The organism is Dyadobacter sp. CY356 (assembly GCF_021440195.1).
Taxonomy (GTDB): Bacteria; Bacteroidota; Bacteroidia; order Cytophagales; family Spirosomataceae; genus Dyadobacter.
In genome coordinates, this window is sequence record NZ_JAJTSZ010000001.1 from 475419 (window position 1) to 497564 (window position 22146).

Sequence of the window (22146 nt, forward strand, 5' to 3'; positions counted from 1 at the left end):
ACTTATTGATTAGAATTCGAAAGACTTTTGGATCCCGTCACGCTTGCCAGTTTGTTATCATCCACCCAGTAGTTGCAGATTTTAATCAGCATTTGTTTTAAGTCTTCAACTTCAACAGGCTTGATGAAATATGAAGCTGCTCCGGCTTTATAACATTCATTGATATCTTCTTGTCTGGCGATGCTGCTGAGCATGATAACAGGAATGGTTTCCCACACAGTAACTGCGTTAGATGGAGTTTGACGAAGCATTTTCAGAATTTCGAGTCCGCCGAAAGGGGGTATTTTTAAATCAAGGATTATTAAAACGGGACGTCGTCCTTTAAAATTTTCATCGGATTGTAAAATCATATACTTAAATAATTCCTGAACGCCCATAAATGACCTGATGTGATACTTGGGCAGGTACTGGGCAAATATAGTTCGTACGATCTGACGAAAATCTGCCGAGTCCTCTACAATAAATATTTCTTTTTCTAAATTTTCCATTTGAGTAGTTGTGATGGTAAGTAATTGTGAAAGTGGGATAAGGTACTCCGCAGAAGTGCAGGTGTAAAAACCTGGTTTGAAATGCGGTAATTTGAATTTGTAATTGTAGAAAAAAATGTTTTTGTTTCAGGTAAGAATTTTTCCGTTCCTCCCAATCAAATCTCTCTTAGGTAAGCATACGGGTATTGTTCTAACAAAGCCGTGCCAATGGATTCTAAATTATCACGTAACCGGTTGTGGATGGAATAAAGAAAGTTGATTTCTAATATTTATGTAAATTCCGGTTTATAAAAAAACGAACCCTGAATTTTTCAGAGCTCGTTTTTATGCAATACTATTGTATATCAGCCTTCTATATTATATCTCGGAATAAGTTACCGGATGAAGCAAATAAATATCTGCTCTTAAAAAGTTATGCGCATACTCAGCACGGGCATTTAATTTTATCCATTCGGGATCAGCACTGAAAGCTTTCCAGTGCGCATCACGTTCTGCCTTATTTTCAAAAGATGTCATGTAGACCAGACTGGGCAATTTACTGCCTGCCAAAACTTTTCCGCAGAATACGGTATTAAAATTAAGACGTTTAAAAATATCAAGTTCCCCATTATTGAACTGGCTTATTTTATTATCATGCAGTTTTTCACTGGCTGCTTCATATCTTCTTAATTCATAGATCTTATCAGCCGCCTGTGATTTGAGCGCCGGTACCTGAAGCACTGGCATCCCTGCAATCGACTCCATCAGAATGGATTCGAAATTTTTGAAAACCGGGTTGTCAAAACTGGTATTGAGATAATCATCAGCAGCAGCCAAATAGCCTTTGTCTCCCGCTATTTTTTCTGATAATGATAAAAACTGTTTTTCTGACTTAAACGGAATCAGAACATAAATAAGTGAATCTGCATCAGCGCCAGCTTTAAAAACGCCTATTTTTCCAATGCCTGCACGATGAAGTGCTGGCAGGTAGGCCTGTTTTAAGTAGGTTTCCAGACGTTCGCGCTGGGAATTATCTTTCAAATGATAAATTTTTAACTGATAAAGTTCTCGTTTTTCCGCAAAACCGGATGCCTGGGCGAAGGACATGATCATGAACAAAAGGGCGGCAAGTGTTCCGGAAAGTTTAAATCTGGTCGTCATGTTGTTGTTTAATTTTTACTGTTTTAATGATATCTCCAAGTTTAATAGAAGCTTTTATTATGGTGTATTTACTGTAATGATTAATGTTTGGTGCGCACATGAAGGTTTTAAAAAGGCATTAAATTGCATCTTGTAAATGCGCATTCTGATATTCTGAGGCTAATTTTTTTTGCCAAAAAACAATGATGATCGGCGAAGTCAGTTCTACAACCAAAAAAACAATAAAAGGAACAGGCGGTAATCCCAAATCAAAAATAGATATCAGCCTGCCAAGTCCACCCAAAAAAATGGTACTACAAATTATTCTGCATCCGGTTGTTTCTTTTTCAATGACTGGCGTTATGTAGTAAAATGACAAGGCGACAGCGATGGACATGGCATTCAAAAAGCGGAGATTACTATCTAAAATCAGGTTTTCTGGTAAGCTTTGATTAAAAAGCGGATTGTATATTCCCGCCAGACCAATAAGCCCGGATAGGAGTGGTGCAGCTGCAAGTATTCGAATCACCCATTGAAGCTTTTTTTTACTGGTAACTGTTTTCATAATGGGGTTTTTGATAAGAATATTTCTCATATGCCGCGCATTTGACAATCAGACTCTAAAATTGTTGGGTGCTGCACAATTTTTCCAATATCGCACAATAACACTAACAATATCCCGCAATTCTTCAAATGAGTTTTTCTTAACGAAGAAGCCTTGTGCAGATGTGCTGTAAGCATCAATAACCATTTGTTGATCAATAGCAGTTGAAAAAAATAAGTAGGGAGTGCATTTCAGCTTTAATTGTGCATCGGTATGAAGCTTGTTTCTTAACTCAAAACCATTCAGTTTAGGCAAATTAATATCAGAAAGAATAAGAAACGGTGACACGTCCGGTTTATGCAGATAGTCAAGGGCTTCAAGCCCATCCGGAAAATAGACCACCTTATTAGGGAAATTTAATTCCTTGAAAACTTCCTCTAACAGAAACTGATCGTCATCATCGTCTTCTATTACTATAATTTCCCCGTTCTTATTCATTCTATGGTTGCTTTGATAATCGCCGGTTTTATACAATTATCAGGCCACTGTTCGCCCGTGCGGTTATTATATACTTGTTTTTGACATGCCGGAATTCGAGGTGTTATATTAGTTTGAGATTTTTACCGCTTCGCTTTACATTTCATTTGAAAACCGGATTTGTATTTTTAACAGGAAAATGCCAATGCGAAATTTAGAAGCAATGATCTAAGTTAGTGCCAGTTTTTTCAGTCAATATTCTTAATTTGATTACGGCCAATATAAAACCCGTCGGGTTGTCTGCAATAGTTTTATTCCCTGGCGCTCCTTCATTTTTACGAAAACTTCCCTGCTGATTCTTTGCTACTTCTCTTTATTATGCGCAATTTTAACCTAACCTATGGTTTTGAAGAACCAGGGAAAGCGGCAATGACCAATTGTCATGCAAACAATCAGCAAATAAATTATTTTAAATAACCCGCTACAAAAAGCAAAAAAACAATCTGCGGAATTCCCTGTCAGAGCAGGTAAAACGGAGTGAATGAATATGGAACCAAACAAAGACACAAAGTCAATTGAAAATATTGAGCTGGTTTTTTTAAAACCGGAAGATTACGAGGAGATTAAGGAAATGATGATTGAGACCTATTCCAGTATGCCGGATGCTTATTGGAAAGAACATCACATCAGAACACTGACAACTATTTTTCATGAAGGACAGGTAGGGATAAGGGTAGATAATGAACTGGCCGGGTGCGCATTATCAATTATTGTTGACTACGAAAAAGTTGATACAAAACATACGTACCGTCAGATAACCGGAAATTACAGTTTTAATACCCATACCAAAAAAGGTGATGTTTTATACGGGATTGATGTATTTATCAGTCCTAAATATCGGGGTCTGCGACTGGGAAGGCGTTTGTATGATTACAGAAAGGAGCTTTGTGAGAAATTAAATCTGAAAGGAATTATTTTTGGTGGCCGGATCCCTAACTATCATCAGTATTCCGATACAATCTCGCCTAAGGAATATATCGAGAAAGTACGTAATAAGGACATACATGACCCTGTTCTGAATTTTCAATTATCTAACGATTTCCACCCGGCCAGAATTTTGCAGGGGTATCTCGAAGGTGACAAAGATTCGAATGAATATGCCGTATTGCTTGAATGGGATAATGTTTATTACGAGAAAAGCTCCGATCAGGCAGCCTTTACAAAGTCAATTATCCGGTTGGGATTGATACAATGGCAGATGCGGTTGTATAATGACTTTGATGAACTGATGCAGCAGGTTGAATATTTTGTGGATGCAGTATCGGGTTACAGATGTGACTTTGCGCTGTTTCCTGAATTTTTCAATGCGCCTTTGATGTCGGATTATAACCATCTTGCAGAAGCGGATGCCATTAGAAAATTAGCAGAATATACCGAGAAAATTGTTGCCCGCTTTTCCGAGCTTGCCATTTCCTATAATATCAACATTATTACAGGAAGTATGCCGGAGGTGGTTGATAACAGTCTATATAATGTAGGGTATTTATGCAAAAGGGACGGCGGTATTGAGCGGTTTGAAAAGCTGCATGTAACGCCGGATGAAGCAAAAGTTTGGGGTATGCAGGGCGGAAATGCCTTGAAAACTTTCAATACGGATTGCGGGAAAATAGGTATCCTTATTTGTTATGACGTTGAGTTCCCGGAATTGAGCCGCATTTTGGCAGATGAAGGAATGAATATTTTATTTGTGCCTTTCCTTACCGATACTCAAAATGGTTATTCAAGAGTAAGAAACTGTGCGCAGGCGAGAGCTATTGAAAATGAGTGTTATGTTGCTATCGCGGGTAGTGTCGGCAATTTGCCAAAGGTTCATAACATGGATATTCAATACGCACAATCCATGGTTTTTACTCCTTGTGATTTTTCGTTTCCAACCAACGGAATAAAAGCGGAAGCAACGCCAAATACCGAAATGATTTTAATTGCTGACGTTGATATTGATATGTTACGGGAATTAAATCAGTTTGGTAGTGTTCGGAATTTAAAAGACAGACGAACAGATATTTATTCGATCACGCGTAGAAACGAGATCAAAACAAATAAAATTGATGTCTGAGATGCCATAGCGCAAATCGCATAACATTTTTAAAAGCTGCGGAATTGTTCAGGATATATTATCACCTGAACAATTCCGCAGCTTTTTTTTTACAGATTACGTCCCAATCACAGTATCTTAATTTACCCTGCAAAATTTTAGATTTGGATGGCTGCCAGGCAGAATAAAGTTGAAATAGTTCACCCTTATTTCTTGATTAATTTCATTTTTAAACCCTCAGGATTGTCGGAATTTTGACCATTAAATTTATAAACAGAGTAACTTCTGTATCAATTTGATCAATCTGATTTTTAAAATTAAAGTTAATAACAAATTACCATCATGAGTAAATTCGTAATAATCGGAGGGACAGGAAATGTTTCCGGAATACTTTCCGGAATTTTATTAAATATGGGGCATGCGGTTACTGTGGTTGCCGGATATGATTAATCCGACAAAATTATTAGATTTGGTTAACTCATTTCCGGGGTTAAATTTTTAGTCATAATTCTTAACCCCGACATTCACAAATATGATAGACTACAATACCATTTCCCCAACCAAATAAGGGAACACTTTTAAATCAAGCCACACCCCGCCATGGAAGAATTCCTGCCGATATTAAAAAATGTTGCCCGTTATATTACTTTGACTGAGGACGAAAAAACTTATTATACTTCGCTGCTCAAAGTCAAAAAAGTCAGAAAAAAGCAATACATCGTTCAACCGGATTTTGTTTGTAACCACAGAACGTATATTGCCAAAGGTGCGATGCGTTCCTATCTGATTGATGATAAAGGGCAGGATCATACAGTGGCCATCGGCATTGACGACTGGTGGATTGCCGACTTTGCCAGTTATATCTATCGGGAGCCTGCAACATTGTTCGTTGAAGCTCTTGAAGACAGCGTCCTGATCCAGATATCTTATGAGGATGAACAGGAATTACTGGAAAATCTCCCTCAGTTTGCAAAGTTTTATCTCAATCTTGTGCAGTTTGGCTTTGCAAATCTTCAAAGGCGTATACTATCAGATATCAGCCTGAATGCAACACAGCGTTATGAAAATTTTCTGCTTAAATACCCGGCCATGGCAGCCCGCATTCCGCAGTATGCGCTGGCATCTTATCTGGGCATTTCACATGAATTGTTGAGCAAAATCAGAAATAAGCGGGCTAATAATAGTTGAAATAATTCACCTTAATTTCTTGTTATTCTTCATTTTATAGCCTTGATTTTAAGCGGAACTTTGGTACTGTCAAAACCAATTAAAAACTTAAAATGAAAAAGCTAGAAGATAAAATAGCCGTTATCACCGGCGGCAACAGCGGGATAGGGCTTGCCGTTGCCAAACTGTTTGCCCAAGAAGGTGCCAAAGTTGTGATTACGGGCAGAAATCCGGTTTCCATTCGCAGCGCAGTTATTGAAATTGGTCATGGATCAGCGGGATTGGTCAGCGATGCCGGTAATGTGGATTGCCTTACGCAAACTTTTGAGGATATAACAAAAAAATTTGACGGTAAAATAGATGTGCTGGTAGTGAATGCAGGCGTATATATCACCGCACCGCTCGCCAGCTATACCGAGGAAATGTTTGACCAGACAAGTGATGTCAATTTTAAAGGTGCATTCTTTTCCGTTCAACGGGCTTTGCCATATCTTAAAGACGGAGCCTCCATTATACTGACCGGATCAACTGTTGCGGAAACTGCCAAAATCAACGGGGCTGCTTTTGCTGCTACGAAAGCGGCATTACGGTCTTTGGCAAGAAGTTTTTCAGCGGAATTACTTCCAAGAAATATCCGTGTGAACGTTGTTTCTCCCGGCCCCACCGATACGTCTGTGTTCGGCCGGACTGGCGCTTCTGAATTACAGATTGAAAATGCTAAAAAAGCTCTGATCGATCATACACCTTTGAAAAGGCTCGCAAGTGCCGGGGAAATTGCTGAAACTTATCTGTACCTGGCATCCGATGATTCCGGATATATGCTTGGTGCGGAGCTAGTGATAGACGGAGGATACAGAAGTTTATAAATTTTGATTTAGAAAACAAGACACAAGGCCTTCGCAGAATAGCGGGGGCCTTATGAATTTTCTGATCAAATGACAAATTTATTGGCACTTCAACACAGTAAAAAGTTGAAATACTTCACCTGAATTTCTTGTATTTATTCATATTAATACCTGCCTGTTAACCGGACCTTTGACTCGTTAAAAATTTAATAAATCAAAGATCAAAATGAAAAAGTTAGAAAACAAAGTAGCTGTAATTACAGGCGGAAATAGTGGGATAGGGTTATCAACTGCGATTTTATTTGCGGAACAAGGTGCCAAAGTAGCCATTACCGGCCGTAATCAGGCATCTCTTGAAACGGCGGCTCAAACCATCGGAAATGGTGCCATAGGTATTGTAAGTGATGTGTCCGATTTGAATAATATCAAGAACGCTTACGAAGAAGTCAGTGACAAGTTTGGGAAAATTGATGTGCTGATTGTCAATGCAGGTATTTTTTTAGCCGGACCACTTGCTGATTTTACAGAAGAACAATTTGACCAGACCAGCGATGTGAATTTCAAAGGAGCTTTCTTCTCCGTACAAAGAGCATTGCCTTATCTGAACGATGGTGCTTCGATCGTATTAACCTCAACCGCATTGAATGAAAAAGGTTTGGGTATAGGGGCAGCATACTCCGCATCCAAAGCAGCAGTACGTTCACTTGCAAGAAGTTTCTCAGCTGAACTGTTGGACAGAAATATCCGCGTAAATGTTTTATCTCCCGGCCCGATCGATACGCCGATTTTTGGAAGAGGTGGCGGATCAAAAGAAGAAGTGGATGGCACGAAGGATTATTTTGCAAGTATCAATCCATCTAAACGTCTGGGTTTACCGATGGAGATTGCAGAAGGTTTTCTTTATCTGGCCTCTGATGCTTCTAAATATATGTTAGGTGCCGAACTGGTACTTGACGGTGGTGTGAAAGGTTTATAAACAGTACCATTGACAGAGCCTGGTATTTAACAATAAGATGCCAGGCTCCGTCAAATTGAGCAGCAATCATGTTAGCAGACAAAACAAAAAATGAAATAACTGGCGGTGGAAATTCGTCAGGGAAAATCCGTGTCGGTATTATCGGTGCAGGCAATTGGGCCAACTATGGACACATCCCATCCATGCTCTTATTGCCGGGTTATGAAGTGGTTGCCATACAGAGCCGGCGTCCTGAAGCAGCTGAGGCCGCAGCCGGTAAATTTGGAATTAAATATGTTTCCGGATCCGTTGATGAACTGGTCAATAATCCGGAAGTTGATATGGTTGCTGTATTAACCACAGCACCGCAACACGAAGCAGGTATCAGGGCGGCTATTGCTGCCGGAAAAGACGTTTATTCTGAATGGCCATTTACAACCAGCACGCAAATAGCGGAAGAGCTGCTGTTACTGGCAAAAAACACCGGAGTGAAACATGTGATCGGCCTGCAACGACGGTTATCACCAACCAATCGCTACATCGCGGATCTTATCAGAGAAGGATATATCGGTAAGCTGCGTTCGGTAAGGCTGCATGTGAGCATGAATTATCTGCAGGCGATTCGCACCAAATCATTACGATGGACTGCACCTGCTGATGATTTTTCGCATACGATCGCGATTTACGCGGGTCATTTTCTTGATGCGTTATTTGAAACCGTGGGTTATCCTGTCAGCTTTTTTAGCGAACTGGTAAATCAATTTCCAGTGGTTACGATTGCGGAAACGGGTGAAAGGATAGAAACGACTGCACCTGATCAGCTTGTGTTAAGCGGAAGACTGATCGGTGACGCTGTAATTTCGGTTCATATTGAAGGCGGAAAACGCAACAATTCCGGCGTGCAGCTTGACATCACCGGCGATCAGGGTGACCTGAAAATTACCAACGTTTCGGCTTTTGGCGGAGTGGGAGAGGATTATCTGATCGAAGGTGCCCATGGTGATAATCTTCCATTGGAAACATTGGTCATTCCGGATTCATACCATTGGGTACAAAAACCCGGAATGGGTTCAGGTGCGCTGGAATTGACCAATCTTTACTATGCCTTTGCGGCTGATATTAAAAATGGCACACACGACGCCCCAACTTTTGAGGACGCTGTGAAAATGCACAAATTCTTTGACCTGATGAACGAGTCCTCGACGAAGGGAATCAGCGTCACTTTGTAATATTAATTATATAAAAATGAAAACAATAAATTATGTAAATGGCAATCTGGCGGATTCCAGGCTGTTTACCCCAATAAATCTTGGTCCGATTACACTGCCACACCGCGTGGTGATGGCTCCTTTAACCCGTTTACGTTCGGAACAACCAGGCGATATTCCCTCAGATCTTATGGCTGAAATGTATGCGCAAAGAGCAACGGATCAGGGATTAGTTATTGCCGAGGCTACCACCGTTTCGATTCTAGGCCGCGGTTATCTTGGCGCGCCCGGTATCTATACAGATGAGCAGGTGACTGGCTGGAAAAAAGTAACGGATGCCGTGCATGCAAAAGGTGGAAGAATATTTCTTCAGCTATGGCACGTAGGAAGACAGTCTCATGTGGAAATGACCAATGGTCAGACACCGGTTGCTCCTTCCGCTGTTCAGTATGAGCAGGTTGTCATTACAAAAGACGGATGGGTTCCGGTATCGCCTAACCGCGCACTGGAAATCGAAGAAATACCCGGGATCGTGGAAGAATTCCGTATGGGTGCAGTACGTGCTTTGGCCGCAGGCTTTGACGGAGTTGAACTGCATGGAGCCAATGGTTATCTGATCGATGAATTTTTACAGGACGGAACCAATAAACGAACTGATAAATACGGTGGTTCTTTTGAAAACCGTTCCCGGTTTCTGATGGAAATACTTGAAGCCGTAATTCCGGTTTGGGGTGAAGGCCGCGTTGGCGTTCGTTTAGGCCCGAGTGGGATCTGGGCATCTATGTCTGATAGTGATCCGGAAGCGTTATTTGGTTACGTGGCAGAACAACTGAATAATTATCCACTCGCTTATCTGCACATTATCGAACCGCGTGTTGTTGGCGGAGAAGCACCGGTGGAAGGAAGACCACCCGTAGCGGCCGTAAGTTTACGGAAGATTTATAATGGTACTATTCTTGCCGCAGGTGGATTTGAGCCTGATTCAGCGAAAGAGATTATAGAAAACGGTGATGCAGATATGGTTGTTTTTGGTCGCCATTTTGCAGCGAACCCGGACCTTCCGTCAAGAATTAAATTTGGTTATCCGTTAAATCCTTACGACCGGGATACTTTCTGGGGCGGTGATCACCGTGGTTATACCGACTATCCGTTTTATTCAGAAATAGAAAGTGAAGAGTCCATTTCAAAATAGAATAAGATAAACAAATAAAAATAGCGGTCTCATTATTGAAAAGAGACCGCTATTTTTTGTTTAAAAACTTGTGTTATTTCCGTCTTACCATCGGTATCTGCAAGTTTGTCGGCCGGTTTTCTTCGGTATCAAAGCCACGTCCGTCGATATTCCTTGCTCCCCAAAACATCATATCGTGGTTTAAAAAGATCAAATCATATTCTTTAAAAATCTGACCTTCCGCTAAACCGAATGGTGCAAACGCTTTCTTCAAAATGCTTTGCGTTTCACCAACTTTCCATACGTTAAAACCCTTGGTGTATTGATTAAGCACGTCTGCAAATCCTTGTAATAATGGCGTAACTTCATATTTTTCATCGGCCATAAAGTCTACCTTTTGCGCACCCTCTGCAATGGGATGATCACCTTTCCATGCCGTGTGACCTTTGATTTCCATTTTTGCCAATGGCACTTTTCCATAAGGGTCAGCAAAGTTTGTTACCGTAAGTTCAAATTTATTGTCAGGCAAAAATGTAAATTTTCTGGACAGGTAAAATGGTTTCAGTGTCCCGTCCGGATTTTTGTTGTTGCCTGCCCGGATTTCTGTGGTTATACTTTCCCAATTTCCTAACGCCTGTTTTTCTGTTTGTTCAGTTGTCATTGTCTTTAATTTAGTGTGATTCATATTTACCTGGGCAATTGAAATGCTGCTCGCCCCAAATACCAATAATACAGTTACTGCTTTCAGTGTTTTATACATTTCATGTTGTTTTACAACGCAAATTATTATTATTGTCTAAATATTTTTATTAGTATTGATTTATTGGCTTAGTACAAAATAATAGACTATTGGAAAATAAAAGAAAGAACAAAGATTTCAATCCATTCAATTGCGGCGTTACCCACTTTCTGAATATTGTTGGTGGCAAGTGGAAGGTGTTGGTCATTTATGCAATCAGTAAAAACTGTAATCGTTTTAGTTTGTTGCAGAAAGCTATTCCACAGATCAGTAAACAGATGCTTATTAACCAATTGCGTGAACTGGAAGATGACGGAGTGCTGAAGCGCAAAATTTTTGCAGAAGTCCCACCGCGGGTTGAGTATGAACTTTCGGAGTACGGAAAGTCAATGATGCCCGTTATTTTAACTATTCAGCAATGGGGACAGGAAGATTTAAACGCAAAAGTTGCTGTTTAGCAGGGTGAGCAATGGTGGTATTAGTCCAGGCGCGACTACATCCGATACCGAATTCCCAACCCGGTATTTCAATTCACCGTTTATTTTACCAAATAATTTTCAGCAAATTTTCGGGCAATTCCTTCCCGACTTAAATACTTGGCAAAGTTTTATTATAGTACCGCGCGTAGAAACCAATGTTCAAAAGTTTACAGGTTTCTAAATACTATTTCAATAAATAAAACTTCATTAACATGTCTGAAACAATCAAAAAATCGCTTCAAAATCCTGTTGACAAATATCCCAAACCACCTTTTAACAAACAGCCTCAGCAAGTGCCGGGACTGGCTTCTAAAATGGATCCTCAACCTGACCATGGTGAAGAAACCTATAAAGGATCCGGGCGTCTGGCAGGCAGAAAAGCGCTTATAACAGGCGGAGATTCCGGAATTGGACGTGCGGCTGCCATTGCTTATGCGCGCGAAGGTGCAGATGTGGTTATCAATTATCTGCCCCAGGAACAATCTGATGCCGATGAGGTGATTGCACTGATTGAGGCGGAAGGCAGAAAGGGATACGGAATTCCGGGTGATATTACCAAGGAGGATTTTTGTCAGCAACTCGTGCAAGAAGCTATTCAAAAATTGGATGGTCTGGATATACTTGTAAATAACGCAGGGCACCAGCAGGCAGTGGATTCTTTGCTTGATCTCACTTCAGAAGGTTTTGACGCAACAATCAAAACGAACATTTATGCACCTTTCTGGATCACGAAGGCAGCTTTACCACATCTGGCTCCGGGTTCAGTTATTATTGCGACATCGTCTGTCCAGGCATATGACCCATCCGAAAATTTATTTGATTACGCCCAGACAAAGGCTGCCAATGTTGCTTTTGTTAAATCACTTGCCAAGCAATTGGGACCAAAAGGCATAAGGGTAAATGGCGTTGCACCTGGCCCTGTATGGACACCGTTGCAGGTTAGCGGTGGACAGCCACAGGATTCTATTGTGGAATTCGGGAAAGTAACGCCACTGGGAAGGCCTGGTCAGCCAGCTGAGCTCGCATCAATATTTGTGCAGCTTGCAGATGGTGACGCCAGCTTCGCCACCGGTCAGATTTACGGTGCCGCGGGTGGTAACGGACATCCATAACAATTACAGCATTTATCAAAAAAAGCAAGTACGACCAAAAGGTTGTGCTTGCTTTTTACTTTTCGTCCATACTAAGCAGACAGAAATCCGCCTGACATTTGACAGCACTTATTTCTATCAAAGTTTCAGCATTATACACTTGATCTGCTCGACCGTCTCCACCAAAGCAAAAAACCTGTAATCGCCATCAGACCAGGTGTCAACCCAATGATAGCATAAAATATTTTTATTATAAGCCCGCCAAAATTACCCACATGTAATGGATGAAAAGTGGCTTCGATCCGTTCGCCAAAAGCTTTGTCGGCTAACCGGTTGACTTGATATATTTGTCCCGTTTGCTGATCAATTTTTACGGAATTTAAGGCTCCCCAAAGTTTCCATTGTCCTTTTTCATAACCTCTGACTTCGAATTTTCGTACAGGCTGGGTTGGCAGATAAACATAGGTCGGATCCATATCCGGCTGAGCCTGCAAAGCTTTGCTATACATTTGGTCGGGTGAGACAGAGAGTAAGGTATTAGGTTTGGTTGCGACTAATTCATTTTGCCAGGTTTTGGGCTGAAAGGCAAACAGATTCATCCAGAAACCGGTAAAAAAGATGACCGCATTGAAAACCAATGACCAGACCCCGATGATGCGGTGCAGGTCAGAACTGATTGTCCGCCAGTTTTTCCATTTGACAGAAACCTGAAAAGTCAGCACTTTCCATATCATTTTCTGATAAACAATAACACCCGTAATGATGGATAAAAGCATTATAATTCCGAAAATGGCAGTAAGTGCGGCCCCGGGAATACCAAGTTGAAAGCTGAAATGAAATTGAAACAACCATTCGATCAGGCTTGGTGTGAATTGACTGGCCGGCCCTTCGCGGAGCACAGCACCGGTATATGGATTAAATGAGATCAGAGCCAGGTCATATGTTAACAGTTGCTTATCGTTAAAATAGATCCTGAAATTATAAGCATCATCGGGTCCGGCATCGGGATTGAGCCAGGCAATAACGTCCAGATTTGGATATCTGGCTGTAATGGATTGATAACAGTGGGCCAGCGCTTCATTCGGCTTGACATTTCCGGAAGGTGAAACATGAAGCAATTCCTGATTTGCAAACTTGTCAAGTTCTGTACGAAATACGAGGATTGAACCGCTTAACCCAAGTAAAATCAGAAATATTCCCGCAACCAAACCGAGCCAGCTATGTATTTTAAACAGGTTTCTCCTGATATTTCCTTTTTTCATTAAAATAACAAGTAAGTGCATCGCAGCTCTGCGATTTGATTTTTATTTAGAAAAAATACGGGGCCGTATGAAAGCCCCGTATTTGTTTTACCAAAGCTGATAATTTACCCCAAGCCTGACATTGAAAGGATCGCCGAGCCCCGCTGTGGTCACACCCGACCGGCTTCCTGTAAAGTAATGCTTGTTAGTCAGATTGTATGCGTTAAGCTGAATTTGATATCTGTTACGTGAATACGTTACGGCAGCGTCCAGTACTGTATAAGATGGGAAAATGAAGTTTTGATTGCTTAATAAACCCACCTGGTCACTCACATACCGGATACCCGCCGCAATGCCAAGTCCACCCAGTGCCTTGGAAGGCAGCATATATTTACCCCAGAAATTGATCTGATGTTTCGGTGCGTTGGCAAAACGATCTCCCTTTTTACCATAACTGCTTGTGCTTACAAGCACGTGCTCATTAAAAGCATATCCCGCAACCAGGCTCAGCCTGTCCAGATTTCCGTTGATGGAAAACTCGCCGCCCCTGCTTCGTGTACCGTCAATGGCAGCTTGCCGGTGCGAGTTTTCTTCGGTGGGTGCTGCGGTTAGAATATTGGCATAATTGATCTGGTAAAGTGACAAAGTAGTGGATAAATGGTTATTTGCCAGATCTGCTTTGCTGCCTATTTCATACTGCGTTGCCTGGCGGGTTGGGAACGGCCCGCCTGCCAATACATTGTTTGATGTCTGAGGGTTGAAAGATTTCAGATAGGTGCCATAAACAGATACATTTTTGGCGGGCAGATATACCACACCGATCCGGGGAATCCAGCCCGATGTTTTCAGCTGGTCACCCTGTTTGTTGTCACGATCCGATAACGGGGTTTCTTTGCCATTATAATTGTCATAACGCAGCGATAAAAGCACTTTTAATTTCTCCCCAATGCTAACCTGGTCCTGAATATAGCCGCCGATCAGATTGGTCACGCGTTTGTTGTCATCAGATTCATCGGCAGGTATAGAAGCATCCGGAACGCTTCCGCTATAATCCGGGTGCAGGATAGAAATACGGGTTGATCCTTTGTATTGATAATCATTTTTAGTCCAGCCATACCGGTTATAATCCGTTCCGGCAATGATCTGATGTCCCAGGAAATCTGTTTTTACGGAGTAAGTCGCAAAAGCAGTTGTTTGCAGACTGAAACGATCTGTTTCCCAATCCTGGAATCCTCGGCTGATAGAATCATTTCGAATTCTCCCCACCGGAATATGGTCCGTATAATCCAGTGTATTTCTAACAATCCGCTCCACAACCGTAAGTTTCAGGCTTTCATTAATCTGCTGATTAAAACTCAAAGTAGCTGATGTATTGTGGGTTTTGCCATAATCCGTCGGGCTCTGAATTGTCAGATTTTTGGGATAATAATTAAAATCAAAGGTTCCGTCAGGCCGGGAATAGATATAACTCCCGTTGTCATATTGTTGAACAGCGCTGGCATAAGCATAGTTAATTTCCAGATTAATAGAAGTGTGGTCATTAATCAGATACGTAAGCGAAGGTGCGATGAAAAGATTTTGTTTTTTCTGATAATCCCGGAAGCTTTCAGAGCGGTCGTAGCCGATAATGGCGCGGTATAACAGCTTTTTTTGATTTGAAACAGGTCCTGTAAAATCAGCAGATGCTCTGGCAAAACCCCAGCTGCCCAGCGATAGATCTACGCTGGCTCTTTTTTCTAATAAAGGTTTTTTAGTGACAAAGTTTACCACACCGCCAGGCGATCCTTCACTAAATAATGCCCCGGAAGGACCACGGAGCAGTTCCACGGACTCGACATTATACAACAACGGCTGCTGGCTCCACAAGAATAAATTACCCCTGATACCATTGTAAAGCAGAAAGCTTGCGTCATTTGGCGAGTAAGCCGTGAAGCCGCGCATCTGAAACGAGCCATTCCCATTGTTTGCTTTCATACCGGTGAAGGTTCCTGCAATCTCATTCAAAGTGAAGGCTTGCCGGTCGCGTAATAAAGCAGACGACACCACCTGAACAGATTGCGGCGTAGAAAGTAAGGGTTGGTCCAGACGGGTGGCACCTGCGGACGACGATACCCGATAACCGTTTTTTGCCGCACTGACGACCACTTCATTCAGCTCCTGTTTGCTTTCAGAAAGTTGAAGATTGAGGAAAGCATTCTTTCCTTTTGAAATGCTCAGCCTTTGTGTATGGGCTGTATAACCAACATTTGAAACAGTCAGAACGTATACACCCGGGAGAATACCAGTCAGGCTAAATCGTCCGTCAGCATCGGTAGTAGTACCCATTTTACTGTTTTCAAAAGTAATGGATGCACCTCCAACGGGCTCCTGATCTGCGTTTGTAATATGTCCATTCAGAGTGCCATACCCTGGTTGAGCGGCAGACTTAATGTTATTACCCAAAATGAGTAATAACAGAAATAAATATTTGAATTTCATCAACAATTAAGCTATCCTATCCGAAAAATGAATAGGAGGTGAGTAGAATTTTTTTGAATTAAAAATCTGAAATTGAAGTCATGACATTTCCCGCAAAAAGCAATGTGCTTTCGCTTGACATGATAAGACAAACATGATAATTATGCGCAGGGCGGAGGAGCAATAATGGTAAGCGGAGCCTGGTAGGCTGCTTGCCGGTATTGAAAAATAAGCTTTTGATTTGAGGAAAAGGCTTTTGGTAAAAACTCAAAAGAAATCAGCGGAGATGAAAATAGCTGGAGAGAAGGTAGATTTTGAACTTGCTCACTGGTTTGCTGATCCTTTTTTTCTTCCTGTGCTTTCAGTTTTTTTGCCAGGTAACAATGCCCGTCACAATGCAGCTGTGGCTTATCGCGGTTTTCACAAAGTACGCGGGTGATGTAATCCTTGTTAATTTGATAATAAGCTATGGTTCCCCACTGACTAAAAGTCGGTAGAATAGTAACAATGAGCCATATGTAAATCAGAGTAACTTTCATGGGATTTGGCCGCAAATATAGCAATGGAAAACGTTTCCCGGGATTATAAAAAGGAAATTGTTTGTTACAAAAAGCGAACCACCATTCAAAGTGCCTGAAATCTGGCCCTTCCATTATGAAATTGAAAGGTTTTGTCAGCTAAGCATTAGCTCCTGAATTGAGTCCTTGAAGCTACTGCGGTTCAGACAGTTAGACGCGGTAAATCGTGTGACAGGAATATGTTTCGCCATAGGCGCCGGACTTCAAACAAAAGCGTTATCAGCTCAAAATCGAATCCTGAAACATTTCAGCGTAAACTACCTCTTATCAACTTTTTCTCTGCGCACTGAATTGTTTTGGTTTCTGGTTTTTCTCAGCAAGTTCCACAATTTCAGATATTCGTTTTTCTCTCGTTTCCACTCTTTTGGCAAGTACCAGCCATTGCAAAATATTTCGCTTATCTGACCTGCTCAAACCTGAAAAATATAGTTTTGCGTTAGGCCTTTTTTTAAGTTCTTTATCAAGGTCGGCAGGAATGATAAGTGCTTCTGCTTCGTCTAAAATTGTCCAGGAGCCGTTTGCTTTGCCTTTTTCTATTATTTCAAAACCCGCTTTCGTCATAAGATTATCCTTTATCAGGCGCTCAATCTTATCCTTATTTACTTTTGACCAAACGCTTTTTTCTTTCCTTCTGGTGAAAAACTGCATGAATCTTTCATCGTCAAGAGGTTTCGCCTTGCTGTCTATCCAGCCAAAACAAAGTGCCTCATCGACGGCTTCGCTGTATAATACGGACGGTTGATTTGATTTTTTCTTATAATATATCAGCCAGACCGACTTTTTTTTATCATGGTTTTCCTGAAGCCATTGACGCCATTCTTCTCTGCTTTTCGGGCAAAAAGTTGGAGTTTCATCTTCTGTTTTACCTTTTTGTTTTTGCATCGTAACAAGAGATCAGTAATTCAGATTAGCTAACGATTTGTGGAAGGTGTCTTCGCTTTTTTAATTTATATTCCGTCGGAAGCATATTGAACTTGGTCTTGAATGATTTCGCGAAATAATTGGGCGCCGTAAAACCCGTCATATAAGATATCTGCGAAATACTCAGGTCGCTGTTTTCTAGTAACAATGCTGCCTTTTCAAGTTTGATGGAACGAATAAATTCTATGGGTGTTTGTCCGCTCATTTCTAGAACTTTACTATAAAGCGTCCCCCGGCTCATACCCACATGTCGGCTCAAATTCTCAACGCTAAGTTGTGCGGTGTGAAGATTTTCTTCGATATAAGAAAGCATGTCTTTAAGCAATTTTTCCTGACTTGATTCCATTTGCAGCGGTGCGTCAGAAACTTTGATCTGTCGGGAATATACACCTTTCAGAAGTCTGTTTAACAAGATCAGGTTGTTGATCTTGGCGTTCAGGATTTCGAAATTGAAAGGTTTTGTCAGATAATCATTGGCTCCCGAGTTGAGTCCTTCCAGCTGCTGCTGTTCACCATTAGATGCAGTAAGCAAGATGATCGGAATATGTTTTGTCCTTTTGTCCGCTTTGATCTTCTGACTTAACGTGATCCCATCCATTTCCGGCATGGCAATATCACTGACGATCAGCTCCGGGTGGTGGCTCAACGTTTTTTGCCAGCCTTCTTTTCCGTTATTTGCTTCAATCACATGATAAAAAGGCATCAGACTTTCTTTCAGATAGTGTCTGAATTCTTCGTTGTCTTCAATAATTAAAACACTTGACGGGTCTTCAAGATTTGCTTTCTCTTTTTTATTTCCCGCAAAATCCTGATCGGACGAAGGCGTACCAAGCCTATCAGAAGCAGATTGCTCAACCGGCAAAAGTGGCATTGAATTTAGCACAACAGGAAGCTGGACTATAAACGAGCTTCCCAACCCCGGCTGACTTTTTACGGTGATTGTTCCCTGATGCAACTGAACAAACTCCCGCACAATCGAAAGCCCGATTCCGCTTCCCTGGTTCAGGATTGACATATCAGTATCATCCTGAAAAAACCGTTCAAAGATCTTTTCATGATTTCCCTCCGTAATACCCACGCCGGTATCTGTTATCGAAATGTTAAGCCACGACTTGTCATCGGGAGAATCTTGCTGAGAAATTTCCAGTTTTACTTCTCCTCCTTTGGGTGTAAACTTGAATGCGTTCGAAAGCAGATTGAAAAGTATCCGTTCCAGTTTTTCCGGGTCAAAATCCATGTACAACTGGGCAATGGCACTTTCAATTTTAAATTGAATACCTTTTCTAAACGAAAGGTCGCTGAATTGTTCGCAAGTATCCTTGATAAAAAGAATAGCATCCTTCGTTTCCAGATTCAGCTTCACTTCCTGCTGCTGCATATTTTTAATGTCCAGAAGCTGATCAACGAGATTGAGCAGTCGTTTGGCATTTCTTTTAATTGCCAGAACCGGTGAATTCAATTCCGTTGCCTTCGTTTTGACCAATAAATTTTCAGTAGGAGCAAGAATCAGAGAAATGGGCGTCCTCAGTTCATGACTTAAATTGGTAAGAAACTTGATTTTTTGTCTGTCCAGTTCTTTTGCCTGTTCAGCCTCCGCATGTTTTTGCTGCTCTTTAAACTCCCGTTGAAGTTTTTGAATACCCCGGCGGCGCATTGCAAATACAACAGCTATTGGCGTAAGAAGATAAAAGATATAGGCATAAATGGTCAGATAAAAGGGTGGTTTTACATTGATATTTATTGAGGTAGTCTGTGGACTCCAAATGATACCGTCACCGCTTGCCTGGACTTCAAACACATAACTGCCCGGACTCAGATTGGTATAACTGGCAAAATTATTTAGTCCGGTTTCATTCCATTCCGATTGCATACCGAGAAGCCTGTGCCTGTAATGCATCTGTCTCGGATTGGTATAGTCCAACGCGGCATAACCGAGTGAAAAATTCTGTTTGTAGTCAAGGTTGATCGTTTTGGCAACGGAGATATCCGCATCTATTAAATTTGAATCGGCCGGCGTGATGCTACGGTTACCAATACGCAGATCTTTCAGGATGATAGGTGCTATGTTTTTGCAATCGGGCAGACTGCGTGTGTCGATGTAGTTGAATCCGGCAATTCCACCGAAAAACAGGATATTATCAGATGTCCGGATACCTGAGCCCAGTACAAACGTTTTATCCTGAATTCCGTTGTAAGAGCTGTAATTGGTGAATTTTTTATTTTTCGGATCAAAAAAACTGATTCCCTGATTGGTACTCACCCAAATGCGCCCCGTATCATCTTCTAGGATTTTGTTGATGACGTTGCTCGCCAGTCCTTCCTTCTCTCCATAGGAAATAAATTTTTGTAACCGCTGATCAAAAAGAGCCAGTCCTTCTCCAAACGTGCCAACCCAGATATTTCCTTTTTTATCTTCTATTATGGATGAGACGATGTTACCCGGGAGATTACTGGATTGTTTATCCAGCAATATGGATTGTCGATTGACGGGATCAAAAACTGCCACACCAGTTCCATGTGAGGCGATCCAGATCTTTCCCTGCCTGTCCTGCAAAATATCCCTGATATAACCATTGAGTGGAATAATCCGCTGAGAAGCGGGAATAGCCAGATCAAAAAATCTTTCAAAACGTTTTGTTTTCGGATCAAACAAATGTACACCGCCACCATTGGTACCCACCCACAACTTGCCGGATCTGTCCTTTTCCAGACAGAAGATTTCATTATTATTCAGGCTTGACAAATCTTTCCCACGGATATATTGATTGTAAGCTCCTGTTTTTGGATTTAACTGGAACAGGCCGTCCTGAAACGTGCCTATCCAAAGTTCGTTTTCAGCAGTCAGTTCCAGTGTCAAAATGGCTAGTCCCGAAGCGGCATTCCTGTTTTGGGGATTGATATTGAATTTTTTGAAAAGATTCCTTTCCCGGTCATACAAATTCAGACCTCCGCCGTCTGTGCCGACGAACAGGTCACCGGTTGGTGTCTCGGCAAATGAAGTGACAAATGGCGCGCTCAGACCAAACGGATCATTGGTATCAGATCTTTTCAATCCGAAAATGGCTAAATTTTTGTCGTACTTATTTACTCCACCTTTATATGTACCCAGCCAGCAGATACCTTGATTATCAATCAATATGCTGCGTACCGATTTATTGGTTAAACTGAATTCAGTCCTGGCATCGGGCCCATATCGTTGAATATTTCCATTACGGGTATCAAGAATATTGAGTCCGGCGTCGGTGCCTATCCACATATTATGGTCATTTTCCAGCGTGATCGCAAAAACCATATTGGAGCTCAGAGAATTTTTATTGCCGGATTCAAACTTGTATTGCTTTAAAATCTGCCCGTTTGAATTTAACTTAAATACACCACTATAAGTACCGATCCACAAATTTCCGTCCCGTTCTTCGATGATAGATTTCACTGTCCGTGCACCAGCTTCATCCGGTATAACCTGAAGATAATTGATATATTCATTGTCTTTATGGGAAGGATCAATGCGATACAGACCATTTTTAGAACCAACCCAAACCTTGTTTTCACTGTCTATCGCCACACTTAGTATCAGTCCTTTTGAAATATCATCCGGCATGTTGGGTATTGATGAAAATGTGCTGATCTGATAACTTTTGGCGTCCACATTAAGCAATCCACTGGTGGTTCCTACCCAGAGTTTCCCTGTCCGGTCGCTGGTTATACTTGTAACACTGTGAGGGGAAGGTATGCTCAGAAATGAATCTTTCCTCCTGTCGTAAAGATGCAATCCGCCCTCAATCGTACCAACCCAGATACGGCCCATCCGGTCCTGGTGTAAGCTGGCAATGTCATTTGATTTTAGTGAAGTTGAATCCTTTTTATTGTGACGGTATACCGTTACATCGGTGCCGTCAAATTTGTTAAGACCATCATCCGTTGCAAACCACATCAGTCCGTAACTGTCTTTTAAAATAGCTGTTACCGTATTAGACGACAATCCATCCATGGACGTAATCGACGTAAACTTCGGTTCCGGACGCTGAGCCTGGGCTGTGAACCGGGCAGTACATAGTATGACCAGTGAGCAGGCAAAGCAGTATATAAATTTGATTGTTATGCGCATTGATCCAAAAGAATTAAAAAGCCAGCCAGTGTTGAGACGATCATATTAAAATACCTGTGAAAATGGAATAACCTTTTTCCGTTAAAAACGACAGCGCCATAAGAGCTTGCTGCAACATTCCACATGCGAAAAACGATATTTTAATCCTAAAAATGCAAGTTTCTCCTTGAATACGGCATTTTTTTAGTGGATTTGAACAATAGTAGCGGTAAAATGAACAAATCTGCTCACAGTTGACATAGCTGGCGTGTTACATTTGTCGACAATTAATCAAATAATATCTGGGAAAAATGATGAACTGAATTGGTGCACTAATTCAGACTTATCCATTACCAATTGCAAAATTACCTTGCACAGTAAAATCATACAAAGGGAATTTTTATTACAGAACTATGCCATAATTAAGTAATGTCAAATTGACACTAATTTATCACTAAAAGCCAAATAAAGCGTTCGTGAAACTGTA

At 41.4% G+C, this 22146-nt stretch carries 18 protein-coding genes; 8 read left to right on the forward strand and 10 right to left on the reverse strand.

From position 1 onward, the window contains the following. Positions 1 to 2: 2 nt before the first annotated feature. The 4 genes from LXL81_RS02075 to LXL81_RS02090 form a co-directional block, all read right to left on the reverse strand. Positions 3 to 488, reverse strand: coding sequence for a response regulator (locus LXL81_RS02075; protein ID WP_234645041.1), 486 nt, complete (start codon positions 486 to 488; stop codon positions 3 to 5). A 357-nt stretch (positions 489 to 845) separates the two neighbouring features. Next, positions 846 to 1628: an NIPSNAP family protein gene (locus LXL81_RS02080; RefSeq protein ID WP_234645042.1), complete on the reverse strand. Its 783-nt coding sequence runs from the start codon at positions 1626 to 1628 to the stop codon at positions 846 to 848. A gap of 118 nt (positions 1629 to 1746) precedes the next feature. After that, positions 1747 to 2172 (reverse strand): DUF4345 domain-containing protein, encoded by a 426-nt coding sequence (locus LXL81_RS02085; RefSeq protein ID WP_234645043.1) that lies wholly within the window; start codon positions 2170 to 2172, stop codon positions 1747 to 1749. 48 nt (positions 2173 to 2220) lie between these two features. Next, positions 2221 to 2649 carry a response regulator gene (locus LXL81_RS02090; RefSeq protein WP_234645044.1) on the reverse strand — a complete coding sequence of 143 codons (429 nt, stop codon included), beginning with the start codon at positions 2647 to 2649 and terminating at the stop codon, positions 2221 to 2223. 526 nt (positions 2650 to 3175) lie between these two features. Between LXL81_RS02090 and LXL81_RS02095 the strand changes: the two genes are divergently transcribed. The 6 genes from LXL81_RS02095 (at position 3176) to LXL81_RS02120 (ending at position 10090) form a co-directional block, all read left to right on the forward strand. Beyond that, positions 3176 to 4744, forward strand: a complete 1569-nt coding sequence (locus LXL81_RS02095; RefSeq protein WP_234645045.1) for a carbon-nitrogen hydrolase family protein — start codon at positions 3176 to 3178, stop codon at positions 4742 to 4744. A gap of 579 nt (positions 4745 to 5323) precedes the next feature. Continuing rightward, positions 5324 to 5911 carry a Crp/Fnr family transcriptional regulator gene (locus LXL81_RS02100; RefSeq protein WP_234645046.1) on the forward strand — a complete coding sequence of 196 codons (588 nt, stop codon included), beginning with the start codon at positions 5324 to 5326 and terminating at the stop codon, positions 5909 to 5911. Positions 5912 to 6003: 92 nt separating this feature from the next. Beyond that, positions 6004 to 6756, forward strand: a complete 753-nt coding sequence (locus tag LXL81_RS02105; protein WP_234645047.1) for an SDR family oxidoreductase — start codon at positions 6004 to 6006, stop codon at positions 6754 to 6756. 205 nt (positions 6757 to 6961) lie between these two features. Next, positions 6962 to 7711, forward strand: coding sequence for an SDR family oxidoreductase (locus LXL81_RS02110; RefSeq protein ID WP_234645048.1), 750 nt, complete (start codon positions 6962 to 6964; stop codon positions 7709 to 7711). A gap of 68 nt (positions 7712 to 7779) precedes the next feature. Then, a complete protein-coding gene (locus tag LXL81_RS02115) occupies positions 7780 to 8919 on the forward strand; it encodes a Gfo/Idh/MocA family protein (protein WP_234645049.1) in 1140 nt (379 codons plus the stop codon). A gap of 16 nt (positions 8920 to 8935) precedes the next feature. Beyond that, complete coding sequence (locus tag LXL81_RS02120) at positions 8936 to 10090, forward strand: alkene reductase (RefSeq protein ID WP_234645050.1); 1155 nt, start codon at positions 8936 to 8938, stop codon at positions 10088 to 10090. A 73-nt stretch (positions 10091 to 10163) separates the two neighbouring features. On the opposite strand, the gene LXL81_RS02125 is transcribed toward LXL81_RS02120, so the two are convergent. Further along, positions 10164 to 10829, reverse strand: coding sequence for a hypothetical protein (locus tag LXL81_RS02125; RefSeq protein WP_234645051.1), 666 nt, complete (start codon positions 10827 to 10829; stop codon positions 10164 to 10166). 89 nt (positions 10830 to 10918) lie between these two features. On the opposite strand from LXL81_RS02125, the gene LXL81_RS02130 reads away from it, so the two are divergent. Continuing rightward, positions 10919 to 11266 (forward strand): helix-turn-helix domain-containing protein, encoded by a 348-nt coding sequence (locus LXL81_RS02130; protein ID WP_234645052.1) that lies wholly within the window; start codon positions 10919 to 10921, stop codon positions 11264 to 11266. A 233-nt stretch (positions 11267 to 11499) separates the two neighbouring features. Beyond that, positions 11500 to 12399, forward strand: a complete 900-nt coding sequence (locus LXL81_RS02135) for an SDR family oxidoreductase (protein ID WP_234645053.1) — start codon at positions 11500 to 11502, stop codon at positions 12397 to 12399. A 131-nt stretch (positions 12400 to 12530) separates the two neighbouring features. Here the strand turns inward: LXL81_RS02135 and LXL81_RS02140 are convergent, their stop codons facing one another. The 5 genes from LXL81_RS02140 to LXL81_RS02160 all read right to left on the reverse strand — a co-directional run bounded on the left by LXL81_RS02140 (position 12531) and on the right by LXL81_RS02160 (position 21680). Further along, on the reverse strand, positions 12531 to 13640 hold the full coding sequence (locus LXL81_RS02140) for a PepSY domain-containing protein (RefSeq protein ID WP_234645054.1): 1110 nt from the start codon (positions 13638 to 13640) through the stop codon (positions 12531 to 12533). 87 nt (positions 13641 to 13727) lie between these two features. Beyond that, positions 13728 to 16097: a TonB-dependent receptor gene (locus LXL81_RS02145; protein ID WP_234645055.1), complete on the reverse strand. Its 2370-nt coding sequence runs from the start codon at positions 16095 to 16097 to the stop codon at positions 13728 to 13730. A 140-nt stretch (positions 16098 to 16237) separates the two neighbouring features. After that, the gene (locus LXL81_RS02150) at positions 16238 to 16615 is read right to left on the reverse strand and encodes a hypothetical protein (RefSeq protein WP_234645056.1); all 378 of its coding nucleotides are present in this window, start codon (positions 16613 to 16615) and stop codon (positions 16238 to 16240) included. A 306-nt stretch (positions 16616 to 16921) separates the two neighbouring features. Next, the gene (locus LXL81_RS02155; protein WP_234645057.1) at positions 16922 to 17536 is read right to left on the reverse strand and encodes a YdeI family protein; all 615 of its coding nucleotides are present in this window, start codon (positions 17534 to 17536) and stop codon (positions 16922 to 16924) included. 25 nt (positions 17537 to 17561) lie between these two features. Next, positions 17562 to 21680: a hybrid sensor histidine kinase/response regulator transcription factor gene (locus LXL81_RS02160; protein WP_234645058.1), complete on the reverse strand. Its 4119-nt coding sequence runs from the start codon at positions 21678 to 21680 to the stop codon at positions 17562 to 17564. Between the last annotated feature and the right edge of the window lie 466 nt (positions 21681 to 22146).